This window comes from Variovorax sp. MPBD4-3, assembly GCF_058809745.1.
In genome coordinates, this window is the sequence record NZ_JBXASW010000017.1 from 15,772 (window position 1) to 38,927 (window position 23,156).

At 68.7% G+C, this 23,156-nt stretch carries 20 protein-coding genes; 15 read left to right on the forward strand and 5 right to left on the reverse strand.

The features are described 5' to 3' along the window. Positions 1 to 13 precede the first annotated feature (13 nt). Positions 14 to 1,870, reverse strand: a complete 1,857-nt coding sequence (locus tag AC1RVW_RS12895) for an ABC transporter ATP-binding protein (RefSeq protein ID WP_493200306.1) — start codon at positions 1,868 to 1,870, stop codon at positions 14 to 16. Between the two features lie 219 nt (positions 1,871 to 2,089). On the opposite strand from AC1RVW_RS12895, the gene AC1RVW_RS12900 reads away from it, so the two are divergent. The 6 genes from AC1RVW_RS12900 (at position 2,090) to AC1RVW_RS12925 (ending at position 8,895) form a co-directional block, all read left to right on the forward strand. Next, on the forward strand, positions 2,090 to 3,319 hold the full coding sequence (locus AC1RVW_RS12900; RefSeq protein ID WP_493200308.1) for an ABC transporter substrate-binding protein: 1,230 nt from the start codon (positions 2,090 to 2,092) through the stop codon (positions 3,317 to 3,319). Between the two features lie 83 nt (positions 3,320 to 3,402). After that, positions 3,403 to 4,278: a branched-chain amino acid ABC transporter permease gene (locus tag AC1RVW_RS12905; RefSeq protein WP_081266709.1), complete on the forward strand. Its 876-nt coding sequence runs from the start codon at positions 3,403 to 3,405 to the stop codon at positions 4,276 to 4,278. A 25-nt stretch (positions 4,279 to 4,303) separates the two neighbouring features. Continuing rightward, positions 4,304 to 6,229 carry a branched-chain amino acid ABC transporter ATP-binding protein/permease gene (locus AC1RVW_RS12910; protein WP_409195289.1) on the forward strand — a complete coding sequence of 642 codons (1,926 nt, stop codon included), beginning with the start codon at positions 4,304 to 4,306 and terminating at the stop codon, positions 6,227 to 6,229. Positions 6,230 to 6,263: 34 nt separating this feature from the next. Further along, positions 6,264 to 6,986 carry an ABC transporter ATP-binding protein gene (locus tag AC1RVW_RS12915; RefSeq protein ID WP_081266711.1) on the forward strand — a complete coding sequence of 241 codons (723 nt, stop codon included), beginning with the start codon at positions 6,264 to 6,266 and terminating at the stop codon, positions 6,984 to 6,986. 76 nt (positions 6,987 to 7,062) lie between these two features. Then, on the forward strand, positions 7,063 to 7,947 hold the full coding sequence (locus AC1RVW_RS12920; RefSeq protein WP_493200311.1) for a LysR family transcriptional regulator: 885 nt from the start codon (positions 7,063 to 7,065) through the stop codon (positions 7,945 to 7,947). Positions 7,948 to 8,070: 123 nt separating this feature from the next. Further along, positions 8,071 to 8,895: a DODA-type extradiol aromatic ring-opening family dioxygenase gene (locus AC1RVW_RS12925; RefSeq protein ID WP_493200313.1), complete on the forward strand. Its 825-nt coding sequence runs from the start codon at positions 8,071 to 8,073 to the stop codon at positions 8,893 to 8,895. 4 nt (positions 8,896 to 8,899) lie between these two features. Here AC1RVW_RS12925 and AC1RVW_RS12930 read toward each other — a convergent pair whose 3' ends face one another. Continuing rightward, the gene (locus AC1RVW_RS12930) at positions 8,900 to 10,357 is read right to left on the reverse strand and encodes a glycosyltransferase family 2 protein (protein ID WP_493200315.1); all 1,458 of its coding nucleotides are present in this window, start codon (positions 10,355 to 10,357) and stop codon (positions 8,900 to 8,902) included. 128 nt (positions 10,358 to 10,485) lie between these two features. Between AC1RVW_RS12930 and AC1RVW_RS12935 the strand changes: the two genes are divergently transcribed. Next, complete coding sequence (locus AC1RVW_RS12935; RefSeq protein WP_106934902.1) at positions 10,486 to 11,058, forward strand: cytochrome b; 573 nt, start codon at positions 10,486 to 10,488, stop codon at positions 11,056 to 11,058. Positions 11,059 to 11,066: 8 nt separating this feature from the next. Next, positions 11,067 to 11,924, forward strand: coding sequence for an alpha/beta fold hydrolase (locus AC1RVW_RS12940; protein ID WP_493200316.1), 858 nt, complete (start codon positions 11,067 to 11,069; stop codon positions 11,922 to 11,924). A gap of 15 nt (positions 11,925 to 11,939) precedes the next feature. On the opposite strand, the gene AC1RVW_RS12945 is transcribed toward AC1RVW_RS12940, so the two are convergent. Together AC1RVW_RS12945 and AC1RVW_RS12950 are read right to left on the reverse strand one after the other, a co-directional pair. Continuing rightward, positions 11,940 to 12,956, reverse strand: coding sequence for a Bug family tripartite tricarboxylate transporter substrate binding protein (locus AC1RVW_RS12945; protein ID WP_106934900.1), 1,017 nt, complete (start codon positions 12,954 to 12,956; stop codon positions 11,940 to 11,942). Next, positions 12,953 to 13,948 (reverse strand): Bug family tripartite tricarboxylate transporter substrate binding protein, encoded by a 996-nt coding sequence (locus tag AC1RVW_RS12950; RefSeq protein ID WP_493200318.1) that lies wholly within the window; start codon positions 13,946 to 13,948, stop codon positions 12,953 to 12,955. The genes AC1RVW_RS12945 and AC1RVW_RS12950 overlap by 4 nt, the downstream gene beginning before the upstream one ends. 155 nt (positions 13,949 to 14,103) lie before the next feature. Here AC1RVW_RS12950 and AC1RVW_RS12955 point away from each other — a divergent pair, with 155 nt between their 5' ends. The 7 genes from AC1RVW_RS12955 to AC1RVW_RS12985 all read left to right on the forward strand — a co-directional run bounded on the left by AC1RVW_RS12955 (position 14,104) and on the right by AC1RVW_RS12985 (position 22,220). Next, on the forward strand, positions 14,104 to 15,558 hold the full coding sequence (locus tag AC1RVW_RS12955) for an FAD-dependent oxidoreductase (protein WP_493200320.1): 1,455 nt from the start codon (positions 14,104 to 14,106) through the stop codon (positions 15,556 to 15,558). A gap of 85 nt (positions 15,559 to 15,643) precedes the next feature. Then, positions 15,644 to 16,486, forward strand: coding sequence for an IclR family transcriptional regulator (locus AC1RVW_RS12960; protein ID WP_422087192.1), 843 nt, complete (start codon positions 15,644 to 15,646; stop codon positions 16,484 to 16,486). A gap of 53 nt (positions 16,487 to 16,539) precedes the next feature. Further along, positions 16,540 to 17,835: an aconitase X gene (locus AC1RVW_RS12965; RefSeq protein ID WP_409195295.1), complete on the forward strand. Its 1,296-nt coding sequence runs from the start codon at positions 16,540 to 16,542 to the stop codon at positions 17,833 to 17,835. Further along, positions 17,832 to 18,284, forward strand: coding sequence for an aconitase X swivel domain-containing protein (locus AC1RVW_RS12970; RefSeq protein ID WP_493200323.1), 453 nt, complete (start codon positions 17,832 to 17,834; stop codon positions 18,282 to 18,284). Before AC1RVW_RS12965 ends, AC1RVW_RS12970 begins: the two co-directional genes overlap by 4 nt. Continuing rightward, positions 18,281 to 19,981, forward strand: coding sequence for a dihydroxy-acid dehydratase (gene ilvD, locus AC1RVW_RS12975; protein ID WP_493200324.1), 1,701 nt, complete (start codon positions 18,281 to 18,283; stop codon positions 19,979 to 19,981). The genes AC1RVW_RS12970 and ilvD overlap by 4 nt, the downstream gene beginning before the upstream one ends. 125 nt (positions 19,982 to 20,106) lie before the next feature. Then, complete coding sequence (locus AC1RVW_RS12980; RefSeq protein WP_409195296.1) at positions 20,107 to 21,234, forward strand: porin; 1,128 nt, start codon at positions 20,107 to 20,109, stop codon at positions 21,232 to 21,234. Between the two features lie 14 nt (positions 21,235 to 21,248). Then, positions 21,249 to 22,220: a Bug family tripartite tricarboxylate transporter substrate binding protein gene (locus AC1RVW_RS12985; protein ID WP_081266723.1), complete on the forward strand. Its 972-nt coding sequence runs from the start codon at positions 21,249 to 21,251 to the stop codon at positions 22,218 to 22,220. On the opposite strand, the gene AC1RVW_RS12990 is transcribed toward AC1RVW_RS12985, so the two are convergent. Next, a complete protein-coding gene (locus AC1RVW_RS12990; RefSeq protein ID WP_493200419.1) occupies positions 22,207 to 23,118 on the reverse strand; it encodes an aldo/keto reductase in 912 nt (303 codons plus the stop codon). The genes AC1RVW_RS12985 and AC1RVW_RS12990 overlap by 14 nt on opposite strands. Positions 23,119 to 23,156: the final 38 nt, after the last annotated feature.

Consider the following 23,156-nt stretch of genomic DNA (forward strand, 5'->3'; position numbering starts at 1 on the left):
CGGGATCAGGCGATCACGCGCGCAGGGCCTCGTCTTCGTCGAGGCTGTCGCCCAGGAAGCCGCCGCTCTGGTGCGCCCACAGCCGCGCATACAGCCCGCCCTGTGCCATCAGCGTGCGGTGGTCGCCTTCTTCCACCACGCGGCCCTCGTCGAGCACGATGAGCCGGTCCATCGCCGCAATGGTGGACAGCCGGTGCGCGATGGCGATCACGGTCTTGCCTTCCATCAGCGTGTAGAGGCTCTGCTGGATGGCGGCCTCGACCTCGGAGTCGAGCGCGCTGGTGGCTTCGTCGAGCAGCAGGATCGGCGCATCTTTCAGCATCACCCGCGCGATGGCCACGCGCTGGCGCTGGCCGCCCGACAGCTTGACGCCGCGTTCGCCCACGTGCGCCTCGTAGCCGCGACGTCCGCTCGCGTCGCCCAGCGTCTGGATGAATTCATGCGCTTCGGCCCGCTTGGCAGCGGCCTCGATTTCCGCGTGCGTGGCGTCGGGGCGGCCGTAGGCCACGTTGTCGGCCACCGAGCGGTGCATCAGCGAGGTGTCTTGCGTGACCATGCCGATGTGGCTGCGCAGCGAGTCCTGCGTGACGTGCGCGATGTCCTGTCCGTCGATCAGGATGCGGCCGCTTTCCAGGTCATGGAAGCGCAGCAGCAGGTTCACCAGCGTCGACTTGCCCGCGCCCGAGCGGCCCACCAGGCCGATCTTCTCGCCGGGCTTCACGGTGAGGTTCAGGTCGTCGATGACGCGGCGGCCGCCGTCTCCATAGCGGAAGCTCGCATGCTCGAAGCGCACCTCGCCCTGCGGCACCTGAAGCCCGGTGGCGTCTGTTGCATCGAGCACCGTGCGCGGGCGCGACAGAGTCTTCATGCCATCCTGCACCGTGCCGATGTTCTCGAACAGGCTGGTCATCTCCCACATGATCCAGTGCGACATGCCCTGCAACCGCAGCGCCATCGCGGTGGCTGCCGCCACGGCGCCCACGCCGACCGCGCCGTTGGACCACAGCCACAGCGCCACGCCCGCCATGCCGGCGGTCAGGCCCATGCTCAGCGCGTGGTTGACGATCTCGAAGGCGCTCACCAGCCGCATCTGGCCGTAGCCGGTCTTCATGAACTCGCGCATGGCGTCGCGCGCGAAGCCGGCCTCGCGCTGCGTGTGCGAGAACAGCTTGACGGTCGCGATGTTGGTGTAGGCGTCGGTCACGCGGCCGGTCATGAGGGCACGGGCGTCGGCCTGCGCCTTGCCGACCTTGCCCAGGCGCGGCACGAAGTAGATCAGCGACACCACGTACAGCACCAGCCAGACCAGGAACGGCCACACCAGCTGCGCGTCGAGAACGCCCACCAGGATGATCATGGTGGCCACGTAGACGCCCATGGCCACGAGCACGTCGGCCAGCACGAAGATGGTCTCGCGCACCGCGAGCGCGGTCTGCATCACCTTGGCCGTGATGCGGCCCGCGAACTCGTCCTGGTAGAAGGCCATGCTCTGGCCCAGCATCAGGCGGTGGAAGTTCCAGCGCAGCCGCATCGGCAGGTTCACGGCCAGCGTCTGGTGCTTGACGATGGTCTGCAGCGCCACCACGCCGATGCTGATCACCAGGAAGGCGGCCAGCCACATCAGCGTGGTGCCGCGCTCTTCCCAGAGGCGCGAGGGCACCTGCCCGCCGAGCCAGTCGACGATGCGCCCGAGGATCGCGAACAGCGCCGCCTCGAAGGTCGACATGACGGCCGTGAGCGCGGCCATGGCCGCGATCTTGCCGCGCACGCCGTGCGTGCAGGCCCAGAGAAAGGCAAAGAAGCCCTGTGGCGGCAGCGAAGGCTCGGCGGCAGGGTAGGGGTGAAGCAGTTTTTCGAAGAAGCGGAACAAGGCGAACGGTCTCCCGGAGAGCCGCTGACTGTAGCCGTGCATGCATGACCTTGCCCCGAAAAGGTGCGTTGTCCACGTGTCGCACGTGGACAGTCCGGCTAGGGTTGTCACTCTCCGGAGGCCGAATCTTTATCGACTATGTTTTGGTGACTTCGCGCTTGCGCGTCGTCGCTGTCGGTCCGACCCAGAAATTTCACAACAACGTTGGAGACGTTTTCCATGCACTTTCGTTTCAAGCTGCTCGCGCTGACCAGCGCGCTCGCCTTCTCGATGGGCGCCCTTGCTGCCGATCCGATCAAGATCGGCGTGGACGGCCCCTTCACCGGAGGCTCCTCCTCCATGGGCGTGAGCATGCGCGACGGCGTTCGCCTGGCCGCGGAGGAGATCAACAAGTCCGGCGGCGTGCTGGGCCGGCAGATCCAGCTGGTCGAGCGCGACGACGAAGCCAAGAACGAGCGCGGCGTGCAGATCGCCCAGGAGTTCGTGAACAAGGAAAAGGTGGTGGCGGCAGTGGGCTACATCAACACCGGCGTGGCGCTGGCCTCGCAGCGCTTCTTCCAGGAGGCGAAGATCCCGGTGCTCAACAACGTGGCCACGGGCTCGGTCATCACCCACCAGTTTGACAAGGACCCGGAGAACTACGTCTTCCGCAATGCCGCGCACGACAGCATCCAGGCGCCGATGATCGTGGAAGAGGCCATCACGCGGCGCGGCTACAAGAAGGTCGCGATCCTGGCCGACTCCACCAACTACGGCCAGCTGGGCCGCGAAGACCTGGAGCGCGCGCTCAAGAACAAGGGCATCACGCCCGTGGCGGTCGAGAAATTCAACATCAAGGACGTCGACATGACGGCCCAGCTGCTGAAGTCGAAGGAAGCCGGCGCCGAGGCCGTGCTCACCTACGGCATCGGCCCCGAGCTGGCCCAGATCGCCAACGGCATGACCAAGCTGGGCTGGAAGGTGCCGATCATCGGCAGCTGGACGCTGGCCATGGCCAACTTCATCGACAACGCCGGCCCCGGCGGCGACGGCGCGCGCATGCCGCAGACCTTCATCCAGGAGCCGACGAACCCCAAGCGCAAGGCCTTCATCGACGCCTTCGTCGGCAAGTTCAAGCCCAAGAACAACCGCATGGATTCGCCGGTCTCGGCAGCGCAGGGCTACGACTCGATCTACCTGCTGGCCGCCGCGATCAAGCAGGCCGGCAGCACCGACGGCCCGAAGATCAAGGCCGCGCTGGAAGACCTGCAGGCGCCGGTCGAAGGCGTGGTGACGACCTACAACAAGCCTTTCACCAAGACCGACCATGACGCCATCACCGCCAACATTCCGGTGTTCGGCGAGGTCAAGGGCGGACGCGTGGTGTTCGCCAACGCAGACGACCAGAAGAACGCCGGCACCGTCCGCCTGAAGGACGTGGCGGCCAACGACGCGCTGCTGAAGAAGTAGCCGCCGGATCGAGCGTCGGCGCCGCCCCGGGACCTGTTCCTGCGGCGGCGCATTTTTTGGTCCACCGCCTCCTGCGAGCCGCCATGCAAATCCTTACCCAACTCATATTCAGCGGCATTGCGCTGGGCATGATCTACGCCGTCATCGCGTTCGGCTATCAGCTCACCTTCGCCACTTCGGACACACTGAACTTCGGCCAGGGCAACGCTCTCATGCTCGGCGCGATGGTCGGCCTCACGCTGGTGAACATGGGGCTGAACTACTGGCTGATGATCCCGCTGGTGTGCCTGTTCGGCGCCTTCCAGGGGGCGGTGGTGGAGCGCATCGCGGTGCGCCCCGCGATCAAGATCAAGTCGGAGTTCGGCTGGATCATGTCCACCATCGCGCTGGGCATCATCTTCACCAACGTGGCAGAGAACGTCTGGGGGCGCGACGACCTGAAGTTCCCGTCGCCGCTGCCGGAGTCGCCGATGCACTTCCTGGGCGCCAACGTGCTGCCGATGGAGATACTGGTGGTCGTCGGCGCGCTGCTCATGATGCTGGCGGTGGAGCTGTTCAACCGCCGCTCGATCTACGGCAAGGCGGTGGTCGCCACCTTCAACGACCGCGACGCCGCCAAGCTCATGGGCATCAACACCGGCCTGGTCATCACCTTCTCGTATGCGCTGTCGTCCATGACGGCGGCCTTTGCCGGGGTGCTGATCGCGCCGCTCACGCTGACCGGCGCCTCGATGGGCGCGGTGCTCGGCCTGAAGGCATTCGCGGTCGCCATCATCGGCGGGCTGACCAGCGGCATGGGCATCGTGGTGGGCGGGATCATCCTGGGCATTGCCGAGACCACCACCGGCTTCTACCTGAGCACCGGCTACAAGGACGTGCCCGGGCTGGTGCTGCTGCTGATCGTGCTGGCCGTGCGCCCGTCGGGCCTGTTCGGCAAGGCCGCCATCAAGAAGGTGTGAGCGCGTGGCCATGAATTCCGAAAAAATGAAAACCAGCCATCTCCTCCTGGCGGTAGCGGGCGTGGCGGCGCTGCTGCTGTTCCCGATCGGCGTCGACAACCCGTACTACATCCACCTGCTCGAGACCATCATGATCTACGCGATCCTGCTGTTCGGGCTGGACATCGTGGTGGGCTACACCGGCCAGGTCTCGCTGGGCCACGCGGGCCTGTTCGGCCTGGGCGCCTATGCGGCCGGCGTGCTGGTGTTCAAGCTGTCGGCGCCGTTCTGGATCACGGTGCCGTTCGCCATCGTGTTCACGGCCGGCTTCGGCGCGCTGCTGGCGTTGCCGGCGCTGCGCGTGTCGGGGCCTTACCTGGCGATGGTCACGCTGGCCTTCGGCACCATCATCCAGATCCTCATCAACGAGATGAGCTTCCTGACCGACGGGCCGATGGGCATCAAGCTGGAGAAGCCAGCGCTCTTCGGCCACAAGCTCGACGACCGCGAGTACTACTGGGTGGTGGCGGTGCTGATGGTGCTGTCGCTGGTGGTGGTGCACCGCATCCTGCGCTCGCACCTGGGGCGGGCCTTCGAGGCGCTGCGCGGCAGCCCGGTGGCATCGGACTGCATGGGCGTGTCGGTGTACCGCTACAAGGTCTATGCCTTCGTCATCAGCGCCGGCTTTGCCGGGCTGGCGGGCTGCCTGTATGCGTACTCCGAGCAGTACATCTCGCCCAACTCGTACAACTTCGAGCTCACCGTGCTGTTCCTGCTGGCGGTGATCATGGGCGGGCGCAAGAGCCGCATCGGCTCCATGCTGGGCGCCACCATCATCGTGCTGCTGCCCAAGCTGCTGGACGACGTGGTGCTGTTCCGCTACGTGTCGGTGGGGCTGGCCGTGGCTGTGCTGGTGGCGGCGGTGGTCGCCGTGCGGCGCCAGCGCGCCACGCCCGGGCAGATGGCCATTCCGGTGGTCGGCAGCATCGCGCTCGCGGGCCTGGCCTTCTGGCTGGACGCAATGACCGACTGGCGGCTGTCGATCTTCGGCGTGATCATGCTGTTCGTCATCTACTACCTGCAGGACGGCATCGTCGGCTTCGTGCGCAAGGCGCTGAACATGCGCCGGCCCGTGGCGTCGGTGGTGGCGTCGGATGTCGACGCTGCACCGGCCGACGCGGTGTCCACCGCGGCCCATGCCGGCGGCACCGAAGACGTGCTCGAGGCCTCGGGCGTGCTGATGCAGTTCGGCGGCCTGAAGGCGCTCAACAACGTCGACCTGCGAATCAAGCGCGGCACCATCCACGGCCTGATCGGGCCGAACGGTTCCGGCAAGAGCACCATGATGAACGTGCTGACCGGCATCTACGTGCCGACGGCCGGCGCCATCTCTTTCGGCGGGCGTTCGCTGGTGGGGCGCACCTCGGCGGATATCGCGCTGTCGGGCATCGCGCGAACCTTCCAGAACGTGCAGCTGTTCGGCGAGATGACGGCGCTGCAGAACGTGCAGGTCGGCCTGCACCACAGCTTTGCCAGCAACCTGCTCGACGTGGCGGCGGGCACGCCGCGCTACCGGCGCGAGAGCGCAGCGGCGGTGCAGCGCGGGCTGGGGCTGCTGAAGTTCGTCGGCCTGGAGTCGTTTGCCACCGAGGAGGCGCGCAACCTGCCCTACGGCAAGCAGCGCCTGCTGGAGATCGCGCGGGCGCTGGCGCTCGACCCGCAACTGCTGCTGCTCGACGAGCCGGCCGCCGGGCTGACCGCGCCCGACATCAAGGAACTGCTCACCATCATCCGCAAGATCCGCGAGCACGGCGTGACCGTGATCCTGATCGAGCACCACATGGACGTGGTGATGAGCATGTGCGACACCGTCTCGGTGCTCGACTTCGGCCAGAAGATCGCCGAAGGCGAGCCGGCCAGGGTGCAGGCCGACGAGAAGGTGATCGAGGCCTATCTGGGCGGCGGCGCATGACGGGCGCCGGCAACGCAAGACCAGGAACCCCAACATGCTGACCATCCAGAATCTTTTTGCGGGCTACGGCAAGGTGCAGGTGCTGCACGGCATTTCGATCGAGGTGCCCAAGGGCAAGGTCGTCACGCTGATCGGCTCCAACGGCGCCGGCAAGACCACCACCATGCGCGCCGTGTCGGGAATGATCGCGCCCACGGCCGGCGAGATCACGCTCAACGGCAAGCGCATCGACGGCCTGGAGTCGTTTCACATCGCCAAGCAGGGCCTGGCGCATTCGCCCGAAGGCCGGCGCGTGTTCGCGACCATGACCGTCACCGACAACCTCACGCTGGGCGCCTTCCCGCGCCTGACCGGCAGCCGCCCGCGCGGCGACGTGGCGGGCGACCTGGAGCGCGCGCTCGAACTCTTTCCGCGCCTGAAGGAGCGCCGCACGCAACTTGCCGGCACGCTGTCGGGCGGCGAGCAGCAGATGCTGGCCATGGCCCGCGCGGTGATGCTGAACCCCGAGGTGGTGCTGCTCGACGAGCCTTCGATGGGCTTGGCGCCGATCCTGGTGGCCGAGGTGTTCCGCATCATCGAGCGGCTCAAGGGCGAGGGCGTGACGATGCTGCTGGTGGAGCAGTTCGCCGCCGCCGCGCTCGGCGTGGCCGACTACGGCTATGTGCTGGAGAACGGGCGCATTTCGCTGCACGGGCCGGCGGAGAAATTGCGCAGCGACCCGGCGGTGAAGGCGGCCTACCTGGGGGGTGGGCATTAGGTGCCGGCCGCTAGACTCCCCGCGTGAAACCTGAAGGAACCGACACCCGCGCGCCTGGCATCTTGCGGAGACCGCCATGGACCGCATGACCAGCCTGCGCGTGTTCCGCGAAGTCGTCGAGGCCGGCAGCTTCGTGGCTGCCGCCGAACGGCTGGGCATGTCGCCGCCGATGGCCAGCAAGCATGTGGCGCAGCTGGAGAAATCGCTCGGCGCGCGGCTGCTGCATCGCTCCAGCCGACACCTGAGCCTGACCGAGGCGGGCACCGCCTGGTACGAGCAGAGCCGCCGCGCGCTCGACCTGCTGGACGCTGCCGAGGCCGCCATCGGCCAGACCCACGACACGCCGCGCGGCCAGCTCAAGGTGAGCGCGCCCGTGTGGTGCGCCACGCCGCGCTTCGCGCGCATGCTGGCCGACTACCGCGCCCGGTACCCCGAAGTGCTGGTCGACATGCACCTGGAAAACCGCAAGGTCGATCTCGCGGCCGACGGCTACGACCTGGCCCTGCGCGCGACGCAGGAGCCGTCGCCGGCGCTCATCGCGCGGCCGCTGTGCAGCGTGCCTTTCCACTTGGTCGGCACGCCGGCCTGCGTCGAGCGGGCAGGCGGGTTGCCCGCGCTGCCGGCCGACCTGGCGAGGCTGGGCGCCATCGTGCCGAGCTACGTGAACCTGGACAACCTCGCGCTCAAGGGGCCGGGCGGGCGCATGTTCCCGCTGCGGCTGGTGCCGGCCATGCGCTCCGACGACACCACGCTCACGCTGCATGCGGTGCGGGCGGACATGGGCATCGCCTACATGCCCTCGTGGCTGGTCGAAGAAGACATTGCCAGCGGGCGGCTGCTGAGGCTGCTGCCGGAGTTCCATTCCGTGCCGGTCACGCTGTTTGCGGTGTACACGAGCCGGCAGTACATGTCGTCGAAGCTGCGGACCTTCATCGACTTTCTGAGCGAGCGGCTCGGGTAGGGCGCGCCACCAAGACTGCCGCTTCAATGTTTCCTGCAAGGAACTGATTCGATGCATCGGTGCCTGTCGATTTCCTCGCAGGAAATGTCTACAGTCGATGCAACGCTTTCAAGGAGCATCGACTTGACCCACGACGACACCCCCACTTCGCGCCTGCCGACCTATTTCATCTCCCACGGCGGCGGCCCCTGGCCCTGGATGAAGAAGGAAATGGGCGCCACCTACGACAAGCTCGCCGCCTCGCTGGCCGACATGCCGCGCCAGATCGGCCGCAAGCCGAGCGCCATCCTCATGGTGTCGGCGCACTGGGAGGCGCCCGCCTTCACGGTGCAGGGCAACCCCAGGCCGCCGATGATCTACGACTACGGCGGCTTCCCCGCCCACACCTACGAAGTGCACTACGACTCGCCCGGTTCGCCGGAACTCGCGCAGCGCGTGCAGTCGCTGATCGCTGCCGCCGGCCTGCCGGTGCAGATTGACCCAGAGCGCGGCTACGACCACGGCATGTTCTCGCCGATGGCAGCCATCTATCCGCAGGCCGACGTGCCGGTGGTGCAACTGTCGCTGCGGCGCGGGCTCGACCCGGCGGAGCACCTGGCGCTGGGCCGCGCGATTGCACCGCTGCGCGACGAGAACGTGCTGATCGTCGGCAGCGGCCTGAGCTATCACAACCTGCGCAACTTCGGCCCGCAGGCGCACGGCGTGTCGAAGGCCTTCGACGACTGGCTCGATGAAGCCGTGGTGAAAAGCGACGCCGCCGGGCGCAGCGCGCAACTGCTCGACTGGGCTTCAGCGCCCGCGGCGCGCATGGCGCACCCGCGCGAAGAGCATCTGATTCCGCTGATGGTGGCTGTCGGCGCAGCCGAGAGCGAAGCCGGCGAGCGGGTCTATCACGAAGACGCCTTCATGGGCGGGCTCGTGGTGTCGAGCTTCCGTTTCGGCGCCTGAGGGCTCAACTGCGGCGCACGCCGTCGGCATCCACCAGCCCGACGCGCGTCTGCTGCCCCCAGGTTCCGCGCCCGGTCAGGAAGCTCCACCACCCCCAGGCCGCGCCCGTGTGCCGCAGGATCTGGAAGGTGAAGGGCTCCACCAGCGCCGCCAGGAACGCCTGCGCCATGTTGGCCTCGCTCTGCTGGCCGATCCAGCGGCGGTACAGGAACACCGACCACAGGTGGAAGACCAGGTCGAGCACGATCTTCGCGCCGATCACGCCGGCCACCGGCGCCAGCACGCTGAAGTTGCCGCGCACCAGGTACATCAGCAGCAGGCCGAAGGCGGCCAGCCCGTAGAGCGGCTGCAGCGTGTCGATGGCCTTCACCGGCAGCATCGCGATGCCGAGCCAGCCATAGCGCCGGTCGCCGACCATTGCGCGATACCAGTACTGGGTCTGCAGGAAGCCGCCGAACCAGCGGCGGCGCTGGCGCAGGAAGGCGCCGGTGCTGCTGGGCGCGTCGGTGTGGGCCTGTGCGTCGCCGAGCACGCGCACGGTCCACGGCAGGCCGTGGGCCTGGGCGTGCCGGTGCAGGCGGTGAATGAGTTCGTAGTCTTCGACCAGGCAGTCGGTGTCGAAGCCGCCCACCGCCCGCACCGCATCGGTGCGAAAGCCGGCAAAGGCGCCCGAGATCAGCAGCAGGCCGTTGACGCGCATCCACGCATAGCGCGACAGGAAGTTGCGGATGTACTCGTACGTCTGGAACCACTGGAAGCAGCGCCCGGCCAGCGTGCGGCTGCACACCGGCGTGATGACGCCGGTGGCGGCCACGAGATTTGGCTCTTCCGAAAAAGCCCGGCGCACCGCGGCGATGGCCTTGGTGTCGAGCAGCGTGTCGCCGTCCACAGTGAGCACGGTGTCGGTGTCGATGCACAGAATGGCCGCGTTCAGCGCCACCGCCTTGCCGCCGTGCGGCAGCCGCAGCCAGTAGAGCACGGGGTGCGTGGCGCTGGCCGCGCTCAGTTCGCCCAGGGCCGGCGCGACCAGGCCATAGCGCGTGGTGAGAAGCTCGGCGGTGCCGTCGCTCGAGCCGTCGTCGGCGATCACGATGCGGTCGGGCACGTCGGTCTGGCCGAGCAGGGCGGCCAGCGTGACGGGCAGCACGGCGGATTCGTTGTGCGAGGCGACGATCACGCCCAGCGTGGTGCGGCGGCCGGTGCCGGCCGGCTGGGAAGGAGGGCGGGGCCGCAGGATCGGCAGTGTCATCCAGCCCACGAACAGCAGCAGCACCGTGTCGTAGAGCACATAGGCCACGCCCACCGACCACGCGCCGACGTTGCCGACGCGGAAGGCCATGGCGAAGAGCAGCCCCCACAGCACCAGCACGCCGCCGTGGATCAGCCAGCTTCGCAGCGGCGTGGCGGGGGGAGACAGGCGCGGCGATGCGGCCAGGAACGCGGAATGAAGGGAATTGTTCAAGAGAAGATGCCTGGGCGACGAACTGTCATACGCAAGAACATGGTCGGCGGTTTCGCAAAGGCCCGGATACAACCGGGACAATCGCAGAACCCACCGACAGACTCGGCCCACGCCTGAAAATTCCCCGCATGCTCCCACAAACCCGCTACACCCGAACCGCGATCGCCTTGCACTGGGTCATCGCATTGCTCATGGCCGTCAACATCGCGCTGATCCTGCTGGTCGACCGCTACCCCGACGACTGGGTGCGCCCGGCGGTCGACACTCACAAATCGATCGGCATCACGGTGCTGGGGCTGGTCATCCTGCGAATCCTCTGGCGCTTCACGCACAAGCCGCCGGCCATGCCGGGCTCCTACGGCGCGTTCGAGCGCTTCGCCGCGCACGCGGCCCACGGCGTGCTGTACCTGCTGATGGTGCTGCTGCCGCTGTCGGGCTGGATGCACGACTCGGCCTGGAAGGACGCCGGCACCCACCCGATGTACCTGTTCGGCCTGTTCGAGTGGCCGCGCATCGGCTGGATCATGGCCATCGAGCCCACCCTCAAGGAAACCTGGCACACCGTGCTGGGCGGCGTGCACGCCTGGGCCGGCTATGTGCTTTACGCGATGTTCGGGCTGCACGTGCTGGGCGCGCTGAAGCACCAGTTCCTGGACGGCGAACGCGAGCTGCAGCGCATGTGGCCGGGAGCACGCGGATGAGCGGCGGCATGAACGAAGAAGAACAAGAAGCGCGCGCAGCCATCGCGCGCGTCGACGCGCTTTCCACCCATCACGACCCGATTCACGGCGGCGTGCGCGTGCGCTGGCGCCGCTTCGGCACCGACACCAGCCGGCCGCCGCTCGTGCTGCTGCACGGCGGCCATGGCAGCTGGATGCACTGGCTGCGCAACGCCGAGGCGCTGTCGGCCGGCCGCACGCTGTGGCTGCCCGACATGCCGGGCTTCAACGAATCCGACGCGCCGGCGCGCGTGCCACCCGGCGAAGACTCGCTGCCGCCCTTGCTCGATGCGCTCGGCGGCACGCTCGACCAGCTGATCGGCCCGGGCACGCCCATCGACCTGGGCGGTTTTTCCTTCGGCGGGCTGACGGCGGCGCGCTTTGCCGTGCGGCGCGGCGCCATCCGCCGGCTTGCGCTGGTGGGCAGCGGCGGCCACGGCACGCTGCGGCGCATGACGGTCGAGATGATCAACTGGCGCTCCGCGCCCGACCGCGAACGGGAGCGCGCCGCGCTGCTGCACAACCTGGCCGCGCTGATGCTGCACGACAAGGCCGCCATCGACGCGCTGGCCTTCGAGATCCACGACATCTCCTGCCACGGCACGCGCTTTCGCAGCAAGGAGGTGTCGCTGTCGGGCGGCCTGCAGCAGGCCATCGACACGCTGGGCGTGCCCACGCTGCTGCTGTGGGGCGAGTTCGACGTCACCGCCGATCCGCGCCCGCTGGTGGCGCGGCTGGTGGCCGAAGGCCCGGGGCGCGAGGGCGCGGTGATCGACGGCGCCGGGCACTGGGCGCAGTACGAGCGCGCCGACGAGGTCAATGCGCGCTTGCTGCGGTTCCTGGCCTGACGCTTCCCGAGCGCGTCACTGCTGCTGCTTCACCAGCCCCAGCTTGCGGATGATGTCGCCCCACTGGTCGTAGGTGGCGCGTGTCAGCTCGGCCAGCTGTTGCGGGCTCGACGACTCGGCCTCGTAGGCGCCCTGGCGGAAGAACTCGCGCGTGGCCGGCATCGCCAGCACCTGCGCGAGCGCGGCGTTGAGCTTTTCGACCACCGGCGCCGGCATGCGCGCCGGCCCGTAGAAGCCGAGCCAGCTGGGCATGTCCACGCCGCTCACGCCCTGTTCGCCCATGGTGGGCACGTCGGGCAGCATCGGGCTGCGCCTGGGCGCGGCCACCGCCAGCATCCGCACCTTGCCGGTGGCCGTGTTCTGGATGGCGTTGGGCGCGGCGTCGAAGTAGTACTGCACGCGGCCCGCGAGAAAGTCTTTCGCGGCATCGGCGCCGCCCTTGTACGGCACGTGCACCACGTCCAGCCCGGCCTGCCGCGCGAAGGCCTCGCCGTAAATGTGCGACGAAGTGCCGGTGCCGAAGGAGGCGTAGCTCATCTTCCCCGGGTTGGCCTTGATGTACGCCACCAGTTCCTGCACCGTGCGCGCCGGCACGCTCGCATGCACGGTCAGCACCAGCGGGCCGCGCGCGCCGAGCGAGATGGGCGTCAGGTCCTTGAACGGGTCGTAGCGCACCTGCGCCAGCGTCTGCGGGTTCTGCGCCACCACGGAAGACGGCGCGTACATGAAGGTGTAGCCGTCGGGCGCGGCGCGGATCACTTCTTCGGTTGCCAGGATGAAGCTCGCGCCCGGCCGGTTTTCAACGATCACCGGCGTCTGCAGCACTTCGGCCAGCCGGAGCGCGACGAAGCGCGCCTGCGTGTCCGACGCGCCGCCGGCCGCCAGGCCCAGCACGATGCGGATGGGGCGCCCCTTTTGCGGGAACGGCGCGGCGGCGCGGGCGGCCAGCGGTGCCAGTGCCGTGCCGAGGGCGCTGGCCGCGAGCGCGGCGGTGAAGCGGCGGCGATGAAGCATGGCGTGCATGCCGCTCATTGTTTGGCCAGCCCGACCTGCTGCACCATCGCGCCCCAGCGGTCGTAGGTCGAGCGCGTGATGCCGGCGAACTCCTCGGGCGTGGAGGCGCCGGCCTCGTAGCCGCCGCTTCGGTAGAACTCCTGCACCTGCGGCATCGCCAGCACCTTCGTGAGTGCGGCGTTGAGCGTGGCGATCACCGGCGCGGGCATGCGCGCCGGCCCGTAGAAGCCCAGCCAGCTCGGCAGGTCGAGCCCGGCGTAGCCCTGCTCGGCGAAGGTGGGCACGTCGGGCATTGCCGCGATGCGCGCGCCGGCGGCCACCGCGAGGATCTTCACCTTGCCGCTGGCCGAGGTGATGACGGCCGACGAGGCGGAGTCGAACATGTACTGCACGCGCCCGCCGATCAGGTCCTTGGCCGCGTCGGAGCCGCCCTTGTACGGGATGTGCACCGCGTCGATGCCGGTCTTCTTCACGAAGGCCTCGCCGTAGATGTGCGAGGAGGTGCCCGCCCCGAAAGAGGCATAGCTCACCTTGCCCGGATGGGCCTTCACGTAGGCGACCAGTTCCTTCACGTTGTTCACCGGCACGGTGGTGCTCAGCGACAGCACCAGCGGCCCGCGTCCGCCCATCGAGATGGCGGTGAAGTCCTTGAACGGGTCGTAGGGCACCTGGCTGAAGGTGTGCGGGTTCTGGGCCATGGTGGACGAGGGCGCGTACAGCAGCGTGTAGCCGTCGGGCAGGGCGCGCGCCACCTCGTTGGCCGCGAGCATGGTGCTGGCGCCCGGCTTGTTGTCGACGATCACGCTGGTGCCCAGCACCTCGCCGAGCTTCTGCGCCACGATGCGCGCCTGCGCGTCGGTGCCGCCCCCGGCGGTGAAGCCCACCACGATGCGTATCGGCTTGCCGCGCGCCGGAAAGTCCTGCGCCAGGGCCAGGGGCGCCAGGCCCAGGAAGGCCGCGGCACCAAGGGCCGAACTGAAGGCACGGCGCGTGCCCCGAAGTTTCTTCATCGATGTCTCCGTCGGAATGTTTCTTTTATATTGATCTTGAAATCCATAAAAATCCATATCTTCTAGGGAATACCCCAGAAGATGCGCTTTTTTCTTTGACAAAATGGAAAATGAAATCAAAATACGATGAAACAAGCCAAGCCGAGATCGCATTCATGAAAACTGTCGTACGTACCGACGAGCGCATCCTGACCTCCGACATCTTCGACCGCGACAGCCGCGTCAAGCGGCCTGACCACGGCAGCTGGGCCGAGCCGGGCAAGCGCATTCCCGTCTATCACCGCTGCGGCGTGCTGGTGGTGGGGGGCGGCCCGTCGGGCACGGCGGCTGCGGCCGCCGCCGCCCGCGCGGGCGCCGACGTCGCGCTGCTGGAGCGCTACAACCACCTGGGCGGCCTGTCGACCGGCGGCCTCGTCATCTGGATCGACCGCATGACCGACTGGGAAGGCCAGCTGGTGATCCGCGGCTTTGCCGAAGAGCTGTTCGACCGACTGCCTGCCGACGCCATCGCCGGCCCGGTGCGCGAAGACTGGGGCTCGCAGGACGCCGCCAAGGCCGCGCACTGGTCGCAGCGCACGGCGGCCTACCACGGCGTGGTCACCTGGTCGCCCACCATCGACCCCGAGCGGCTCAAGCTGCTCTCGCAGGAAATCGTGCTGGAGCGCAAGGTCAAGCTCATCTATCACTCGTGGGCCGCCATTCCCATCGTGCAGGACGGCGCCGTGAAGGGCGTGGTGTTCGAGAGCAAGGAAGGCCGCATGGCCATCATGGCCGACGTGGTGGTCGACGCCACCGGCGACGGCGACCTGTTCGCCCGCGCCGGCGCCGACTACGTGAACGACATCGAGGAGGCCGACGTGCACCACTGCATGAACACCTCCTGGCTGTTCGGCGGCGTGGACATGAACCGCTGGATCGAGTTCAAGGCCGGCCAGCCCGAGGCATTCACCGCCTTCATGGCGGGCGGGCGCGAGCAGTGCGGCCTGTTCGAGCGGCCCTTCGTCTCGTGGCGCAACGACGTGGCGCTGTTCATGGGGCCGCGCCAGTCGGGCTACTCGGCGCTCGACGTGGACGACCTCACCGCCGTGGAAGTGCGCTCGCACCGCGCCATGGCCGCGCACCTGGACTACTTCCGCGCCCATGCGCCGGGCTTCGAGAACGCCTACCTGATGCTGAGCGCACCGCAGATCGGCGTGCGCCACGCCCGGCGCCTCGTCGGCGTGGGCTCCGTGCTGCGCAGCCAGTGGCCCGACGGCGTGCCGCTGGCGGACGAGATCGGCGTGTCGCCCGCGGTGTCGCCGAAATTCCCGAACATCTCCATTCCCTACGGCGCGCTGGTGCCGCAGAAACTCGATGGCCTGCTGGCCTGCGGACGCCACATTTCCTGCGACCGCAACTCGCACGGCTTCATGCGCGAGATTCCGCAATGCTGGATCACCGGGCAGGCCGCGGGCGTGGCGGCGGCGCTGGCATCGCGCGGCGGCATCGCGCCGCGCTTCGTCGACGTGGGCGCGCTGCAGGCCGAGTTGCTGAACCAGGGCGTGTACCTGCGCGCCGGGGCGGGGCAGGCGGCGGCAGCGTCGCCCGCGGCGGCCGAGGCCGGCGTGTGAGCCGGCGGCCATGAGCCCGAAAGCCCTCTCTTCGCAAGCCTCTACATTGGAGAGTCCTGAGACGAGTCTTGCAAAGGGTCCCTCCATGTCCACTGAAAAAAACGACACCTCCTTTTCCGCGGCCGAGCCGGCCGATGCGCGCGGCGAGCGTTCCGACACGGTGAGCGCACTGGAGCGCGGCATCTCGGTGCTGCGCTGCTTCAGCGAAGAACGCCCGGTGCTGGGCCATGCCGACATTGCACGCATCACCGGCATTCCCCGTCCCACCGTCAACCGGCTGGTCGCCACGCTGCTTTCGCTGGGCATGCTCAAGGCGGCGCAGGCCCCCGACCGCTTCATGCTCGGGCCTGGCGTGGTGTCGCTGTCGCGGGTGTTCCTCGGCAGCCTCGACGTGCGCGCCGCCGCGCGGCCCAGCATGCAGGCAATGGCGGAGGAGGTCGGCGCCTCGGTCTACCTGGCCGTGCGAGACGGCATGGAGATGGTGCTGATCGAAGCCTGCCGCCCGCGCTCGTCGATGCTCTCGGCGCGGCTCGACGTCGGCTCGCGCGCGCCGCTGGCCAACTCGGCGCTGGGCCGCTCGTACCTCTCGGCATTGCCCGAGGCGCAGCGCAACCAGCTGGTCGATTCGATGCGCCTGCTGCGCGGCCCCGAGTGGGACAGCATCGCGCCCGGCATGAACCGCGCCATCGGCGAGTCGAAGCGGCTGGGCTACTGCCTGTCGCTCGGCGAATTCCACCGCGAGATCAACTCCGTGTCGGTGCCCCTCATCGGGCCCGACGGCGAGGTGATGGCGCTCAACGGCGGCGGCGCCGCCTTCGTCTTCACCGAAGACCGGCTGCGCAACGAACTTGCGCCGCGCCTGCACGACATCGCGCTGAGCATTGCGCGCGACATCGGCGGCCACGTACCCACGCCCTCACCGGGTTAGCAGCCCGGCCGGGGTTCATTCCCCATGACGACAGAAGAACGGAGACACAGGCCATGCACCTGAGCGATGAAGAAAAAGCCATGTACGACGGCCGCGACGGCCCGGCTGTGCAGAAGGCGATGGACCTGCTGATGCGCTACGGCGAAGCGCTGGGCGCCGAGCGGCTGGTGGAGACGCGCAACGTGTGCGCCACCATCACGTCGACCACGCCCTTCCAGCGCGACTTCGCGCTCGCAAAGGGCGGCGGCATGGATGCGGTGTTCTCCGAGTTCAGCCTCGACAGCCAGGAGACGGTCGAGATTCCGAAATTCAAGGTCTTCACCAGCCACCTGCAACTGGGCTTCGACCCCGGCCAGCCCGAGCGCATGGGCGTGAGCGAGGAGATCGTCCAGTTCTACAACAAGAGCGAGCGGCACGCCGCCGGCCTGGGTGCGCAGATCATGAACACCTGCACGCCGTACCAGGTCGGCAACATCCCGACGCGCGGCGAGCACTGCGCATGGATGGAGTCGTCCGCCGTGGTGTATTGCAATTCGGTGCTGGGCGCGCGCACCAACACCGAAGGCCGCGAGAGCACCGGCGCCGCCATGCTCACCGGGCGCATTCCGTACTGGGGCTACCACCTCGACGAGAACCGCCGGGCCACGCACGTGGTCGAGCTCGACATCGAGGTCGAGTCGGTGCAGGACTGGGGCCTGCTGGGCTACTACATCGGCGAGCATGTGCAGGAACGCGTGCCGGTGGTGCACAGCCGGCGCGGAATTTCGCGGGTGCCGAACCTGCCGCGGCTCAAGCACTTCGGCGCGGCGGCCTCGTCTTCGGGCGGCGTGGAGATGTATCACATCGCGGGCGTCACGCCCGAGGCGCTGACGCTGGAACAGGCGCTCGGCGCAAAGGCACCCGTCGAGGTGCTGCGCTACGGCGAGGCCGAGCGCCGCGCCACCTACGAGAAGATCAACACCACGGGCAAGGACGCCGAGGTGCAGTACGTGATGCTGGGCTGCCCGCACTACACCATCGAGCAGATCTGGGAGGCCGCGCAGCTCATCGAGGGGCGCAAGGTGCATCCCGATTGCGAGCTGTGGATCTTCACGCCGCGCGCCATCAAGTCGCTGGCCGACCGCAACGGCTACACCAAGATCATCGAGGACGCGGGCGGCATCATCATGAGCGACAGCTGCTCCGCCATGAGCCGCGCCGTGCCCAAGGGCACGAAGACGGTGGCGCTCGACTCGGCCAAGCAGGCCCACTACCTGCCCGCCATCCTCGGCGTGCAGGCCTGGTTCGGCAGCACGGCCGAATGCATCGACGCGGCCTGCACCGGCCGCTGGAACGGAGGCTACGCATGAGCGCCGCAGTCGTCACTGGACAAACCATCGTCATCCGCGGCCGCAAGGTGGTGGGCGGCGTGGCCGAAGGCGAGGCGCTGGTCACGCGCGACCTCATTTCCGGCTGGGGCGGTATCGATCCGCGCACCGGCACCGTCGTCGAGACCCGGCACGAGCTGCGCGGCCAGAGCTTCGCCGGCAAGGTGCTGGTGTTTCCGGGGGCCAAGGGCTCGTCGGGCTGGTCGGCCATGTTCCACATGACGCGGCTCATGAACTCGGCCCCCGCAGCGTTCCTGTTCAACGAGATGACGACCAAGATGGCGCTGGGCGCCGTGGTCACGCACGCGCCTTCGATGACCGATTTCGAGCGCGACCCGCTCGAATGCATCGAAACCGGCGACCGGGTGCGCGTGGACGCCGACCGCGGCGTGATCGAGATCACGAAGAAGAAGGCCGGAGGTGCCGCATGACCCGTCCCCTGCGCAGCAACTTCCCGCGCGGCTCCTACCTGTGGTCGGTGCGCAATGCGCACTGGCGCGCGCTCGGCATTCCGGAAGAGGACTGCGAGAAGCCCAAGATCGCCATCGTCAACAGCTCCTCGGAGCTGGCGGCCTGCTTCAGCCACCTCGACCGCGTGGCGGTGGAAGTAAAGGCCGCCATCCGTGCCGCGGGCGGCGTGCCCTTCGAGATCCGCACCGCCGCGCCCAGCGACTTCATCACCGGCGCCGGCGCACGCGGCGCCTACATGCTGGCCGCGCGCGACCTCGTCACCAACGACATCGAGGTGGCCGTCGAAGGCGCGCAGCTCGACGGCATGGTCTGCCTCACCTCCTGCGACAAGACGGTGCCGGGCCAGCTCATGGCGGCCGCGCGGCTGAACATCCCGACGCTGCTGGTGCCCTGCGGCTACCAGCCCAGCGGCGAGTACCGGGGCCATCACATGGACATCGAGGAAGTGTTCATCGGCGCGATGCATGCCGTCACCGGCAATCTTCCGGTCGAGGAACTGGTGGGCATGAGCCGCGAGGCCATTCGCGGGCCCGGTGTGTGCTCGGGCCTGGGCACGGCCAACTCGATGCACATCGTGTGCGAGGCGCTCGGCCTGGCCTTGCCGGGCAGCGCGCCGGTGGCCGCGCTCAGCCCGAAGATGATGGCCGACGTGCGCGCGGCTGGCACGCGCATCGTGCAGATGGTGCTGGACGACCTGAAGCCGCGCGACATCCTCACGCCCGGTGCCTTTGCCAACGCGGTGCGCGCCGTGCTGTCCATCGGCGGCTCGCTCAACACCGCCAAGCACCTGCAGGCGGTCGCCACCGAAGGGGAGTGCGGTGTCGACGTCTACGGCCTCTTCGAAAGCCTCGGTCCCACGACGCCCGTGCTGGCAGGCGTGCGGCCCATCGGAAGCGATTCCATCGAGGCCTTCGAGGCGGCGGGCGGTTGCCGCGCGCTGATGAAGCAGCTCGAGCCGCTGCTCGATACCACCGCGCCGACCGTCACCGGCGGCACCGTGGCAGACAACCTGCGCAACATCGAAGTCGCCGACGCCGAGGTGATCCGCTCCATCGGCCGGCCGGTCGCGCCGCTGCCGGCCATCGTGCTCCTGCGCGGCAACCTCGCGCCGGAGTCCGGGCTCATCAAGACCGGCATCATGGAGCGCAAGGTGCGGCGCTTCACCGGCCCGGCCGTGTGCTTCTGGACTTCGGACGCGGCCATCGGCGCGCTGAAGAAGGGCGAGATCGTGCCGGGCCAGGTGGTCGTGATGCGCGGTGCCGGCGCCTGCGGCGGCCCGGCCATGGGTGGCGGCGCGTCGCGCGTGGTCTTCGCCATCGACGGTGCCGGGCTGGGCGACCAGGTGGCGCTCCTCACCGACGGCCATCTCTCGGGCCTGGTCTGCAAGGGGCTGGTGGTGGCCGAGGTGTCGCCGGAAGCCGCGCTGGGCGGCCCGCTCGCACTGGTGCGCGACGGCGACACGATCACCATCGACCTCGATGCGCGCCGCCTCGACATCGCGCTGACCGACGCCGAACTCCAGGCCCGCCGCGCCGACTGGCAGCCCCCGCCGCCGGTGCATGACACCGGCTGGCTGCAGCAGTACCGGCGCAACGTGGGGCCGCTTTCCAAGGGCGCCGTGCTCGTTCGCACCGAGCGCCCCGAGCCCGCGGGCTAGGCCTCTTCGAACCCGGCCTTCCCAACCGGTGCGGACACCCGTCCGCATCCGGTGGCGCAGCCCTGCGCGCGTCGCGTCCGTTCCGAGTTTTTCAACCCAAGAAAAGAAGCAGGAGACAGGAAACCATGAAGAGATTCTTGATGTGGTCGGCGCTGGGGCTGGCCGGCAGCGGCGCGGCGCATGCGCAATCCAGCGTCACGATGTTCGGCGTGATGGACCTTGGCATCCAGTACACCAAGGGTGCCGGCAACGGCTCGGTGAAGGCACTGTCGAACGGCGGCCTTTCCACCAGCCGCATCGGCTTTCGCGGCACCGAGGACCTGGGCGGCGGCCTGCGCGCGGGCTTCTGGCTCGAAGGCAGCCTGAACCCCGACACCGGCACCGGCCGGCCGAGCAACAGCAACAACCAGACCAGCGGCGCGGGCACGGCGGGGCCGATCACCTTCGACCGAATGTCCTTCGTGAGCATCTCGTCGGACACGCTGGGCGAGCTCCGGCTGGGGCACGACTTCATTCCCACGCACTACAACAGCATCTACTTCGACCCCTTCAACGCCAACGGCGTGGCGCGCGCGGGCAACCTCACGTTTGCGGGCGCGGGCACCGGGCCGCTGCCCACGGCCATCACCGGCAGCAACACCGTGAGCTACTGGCTGCCGCCCAAGCTCGGCGGCCTCTACGGCATGGCGATGGTGGGCACCGGCGAGAACGACTCCACCGCGGCGAACCGCGACGACGGCAACTTCGCCGGCGCGCGCCTGGGCTTCGCCTCCGGCGCGTTCGACATTGCAGCGGCCGTCACGCGATCGCATTTCAATTCGACCGCCACCATCGGCAACTACACGCACGCCAACATCGGCGGCTCGTGGGATGCGGGCTTCGCGAAGTTCTTCGCGCTCTACAACATGGTGCGCGTGAAGATCGTGGCCGGCACGGTGCGCAAGAACACCGCCGAGATCGGCGTGCACATCCCGGCCTTCGAGGTCGGGCGCATCCGCATCAGCTACGCCTACCTGGACGACCGCAGCGACGACAGCGTGCGCAACGCCGACGGCACGCCGCGCAACCGCGACGATGCGCGGCAGTTCGGCATCGGCTACGTGCACAACCTCTCGAAGCGCACCGCGCTCTACGGCACCTACGCGAGGCTGATGAACGGCGGCCAGGCGCGCTACGTGGTCAGCGGCGGCCTGGCGCCGGCCGCCGGGCAGCGTTCGACCGGGTGGGAATTCGGCGTGCGCCATCTCTTCTGAAACAGGAGTCCGTCATGCAACGCAGAACCCTGACCCTGGCGGCCGTATCGGCGCTTGCCGCAACCGCGCTGCCCGGCACCGCCGCATGGGGCGCCGAGGCGTATCCGAGCAAGCCGCTGCGGCTGATCGTCGGCTTTGCCGCGGGCGGCGGCGCCGACTCGCTCACGCGCATCATCGCGGAGGGGCTGGCCAAGCAGCTCGGCCAGCAGGTGATCGTGGAGAACCGTCCCGGTGCCGACGGCGTGCTCGCCGCGCAGGCCACCTCGTCGGCCAGACCCGACGGCTACACGCTGCTCATGGGCACCAACACCGCGATGGTGGCCGCGCCCACGCTGCGGCCCACGCCGCCCTACGACCCGTTCAAGGCTTTCACGCCGATCAGCTCGGCCGGGCAGTTCTCGATGTTCCTGGTGGTGCCGGCCAGCCTGCCGGTGAAGAGCGTGAACGAGCTGCTCGCGCTGGTTGCGGCCAAGCCCGGCGCGCTCAACTCCGCGTCGAGCAACAGTGCCTCGGAACTCGCGATGCTGCAGCTGCTGGGCGAGCGCAAGGTGGTCAACGCACGCTACAAGGGCGACATGCAGGCCATGACCGACCTGCTGGGCGGGCAGATCCACATGATGTTCACCACCGGCACGCTGGCGCCGGGCTTCGTGAAGGAAGGGCGCATCCGCGCGCTGGTGACGCTGCTGCCGCAGCGCAGCGGCCTCTTGCCCGACGTGCCCACCGGCGGCGAGCTGGGGCTGGGCAAGCTCACCATCACGCCGTGGGCCGGCTTCTTCGGGCCGCCGGGGCTGCCGCAGGCCATTGCCGACAGGCTCTCGCAGGAGCTGCAGAACACCCTCAAGCGGCCCGAGGTGCATGCCCAGCTGGTGCAGCAGGGCTTCGAGGGCTACGGCATGAGCCCTGCCAGGTTCACCGAGTTCTTCCGCACGCAGTACGACGCCTTCGGCGCCACCGTGCGCGAGCACAACGTCAAGTTCGAATAGCGCCGGCCTCGCGGCGCCAGAACGCCGCATCGGGAAAACTGCCGCTGCCGGCCGCCGCGTTGTCCGCCATGTGCTCGGCGCGGCTCGTGCCCGGGATCACGCAAGTCACGGCCGGGTGGCTCAGCACGAACTTCAGCAGCACCTGCGCCCAGCTCGTGCAGCCGATCTCGCCGGCCCACGGCGGCAGCGGTTTGTCGCGCAGGCGGCGCAGCAGGCCGCCGCCGCCGAAGGGCAGGTTGACGATCACCGCCACGCCGCGCTCGGCCGCCAGCGGCAGCAGGCGCTGTTGCGCCTCGCGGGCGTCGAGCGAGTAGTTGATCTGCAGGAAGTCGAGCTTCTCCGCCTTCAGCACCGCTTCCACCTCGCCGTAGGCCGAGGCGGTGTAGTGCGTGATGCCGATGTAGCGCACGCGGCCCTTGTCCTTCCAGCCGCGCAGCGTGGCCAGGTGGATGCGCCAGTCGACGAGGTTGTGCACCTGCATCAGGTCGATGCGCTGCGTGCGCAGCCGCGCGAACGACTGCTCCATCTGCGCGATGCCGGCCTCGCGGCCCGAGGTCCAGACCTTGGTGGCGAGGAAGGCCTTGTCGCGCTGGCCCGCAGCCGCCACCAGCTCGCCGGTGGTTTCCTCGGAGCGGCCGTACATCGGCGAGCTGTCGATCACCGTGCCGCCGGCCGCGAACAGCGCATCGAGCACGCCGGGCAGGCGCTTGTATTCCTCGGTGCCGGGGCGCTGGTCGAAGCCGATCCAGGTGCCGCAGCCGATGACGGGCAGGGCTTCGCGGGTGGAGGGAATGGGGCGGGTGTTCATGGCGGGCGTGGGCGGTCGTTGCGCCAAGGCGGGGAGCGCGGCGCCGGCGCACAGCGCAACGCCTGTGCGCAGCAGCTCGGCGCGGGTGATGGGGAAATCCTTCAGGGGCGGCATCGGCGGCCAGTATC

Bases quoted from the DNA above. Each gene is read 5' to 3' on its own strand.
- ilvD (WP_493200324.1), top strand. From the start codon at position 18,281: ATGACCCGTCCCCTGCGCAGCAACTTCCCGCGCGGCTCCTACCTGTGG.
- AC1RVW_RS12960 (WP_422087192.1), top strand. From the start codon at position 15,644: ATGTCCACTGAAAAAAACGACACCTCCTTTTCCGCGGCCGAGCCGGCC.
- AC1RVW_RS12900 (WP_493200308.1), top strand. From the start codon at position 2,090: ATGCACTTTCGTTTCAAGCTGCTCGCGCTGACCAGCGCGCTCGCCTTC.
- AC1RVW_RS12940 (WP_493200316.1), top strand. From the start codon at position 11,067: ATGAACGAAGAAGAACAAGAAGCGCGCGCAGCCATCGCGCGCGTCGAC.
- AC1RVW_RS12970 (WP_493200323.1), top strand. From the start codon at position 17,832: ATGAGCGCCGCAGTCGTCACTGGACAAACCATCGTCATCCGCGGCCGC.
- AC1RVW_RS12910 (WP_409195289.1), top strand. From the start codon at position 4,304: ATGAAAACCAGCCATCTCCTCCTGGCGGTAGCGGGCGTGGCGGCGCTG.
- AC1RVW_RS12965 (WP_409195295.1), top strand. From the start codon at position 16,540: ATGCACCTGAGCGATGAAGAAAAAGCCATGTACGACGGCCGCGACGGC.
- AC1RVW_RS12985 (WP_081266723.1), top strand. From the start codon at position 21,249: ATGCAACGCAGAACCCTGACCCTGGCGGCCGTATCGGCGCTTGCCGCA.
- AC1RVW_RS12980 (WP_409195296.1), top strand. From the start codon at position 20,107: ATGAAGAGATTCTTGATGTGGTCGGCGCTGGGGCTGGCCGGCAGCGGC.
- AC1RVW_RS12955 (WP_493200320.1), top strand. From the start codon at position 14,104: ATGAAAACTGTCGTACGTACCGACGAGCGCATCCTGACCTCCGACATC.
- AC1RVW_RS12945 (WP_106934900.1), bottom strand. From the start codon at position 12,956: ATGAGCGGCATGCACGCCATGCTTCATCGCCGCCGCTTCACCGCCGCG.
- AC1RVW_RS12935 (WP_106934902.1), top strand. From the start codon at position 10,486: ATGCTCCCACAAACCCGCTACACCCGAACCGCGATCGCCTTGCACTGG.
- AC1RVW_RS12915 (WP_081266711.1), top strand. From the start codon at position 6,264: ATGCTGACCATCCAGAATCTTTTTGCGGGCTACGGCAAGGTGCAGGTG.
- AC1RVW_RS12905 (WP_081266709.1), top strand. From the start codon at position 3,403: ATGCAAATCCTTACCCAACTCATATTCAGCGGCATTGCGCTGGGCATG.
- AC1RVW_RS12950 (WP_493200318.1), bottom strand. From the start codon at position 13,948: ATGAAGAAACTTCGGGGCACGCGCCGTGCCTTCAGTTCGGCCCTTGGT.
- AC1RVW_RS12920 (WP_493200311.1), top strand. From the start codon at position 7,063: ATGGACCGCATGACCAGCCTGCGCGTGTTCCGCGAAGTCGTCGAGGCC.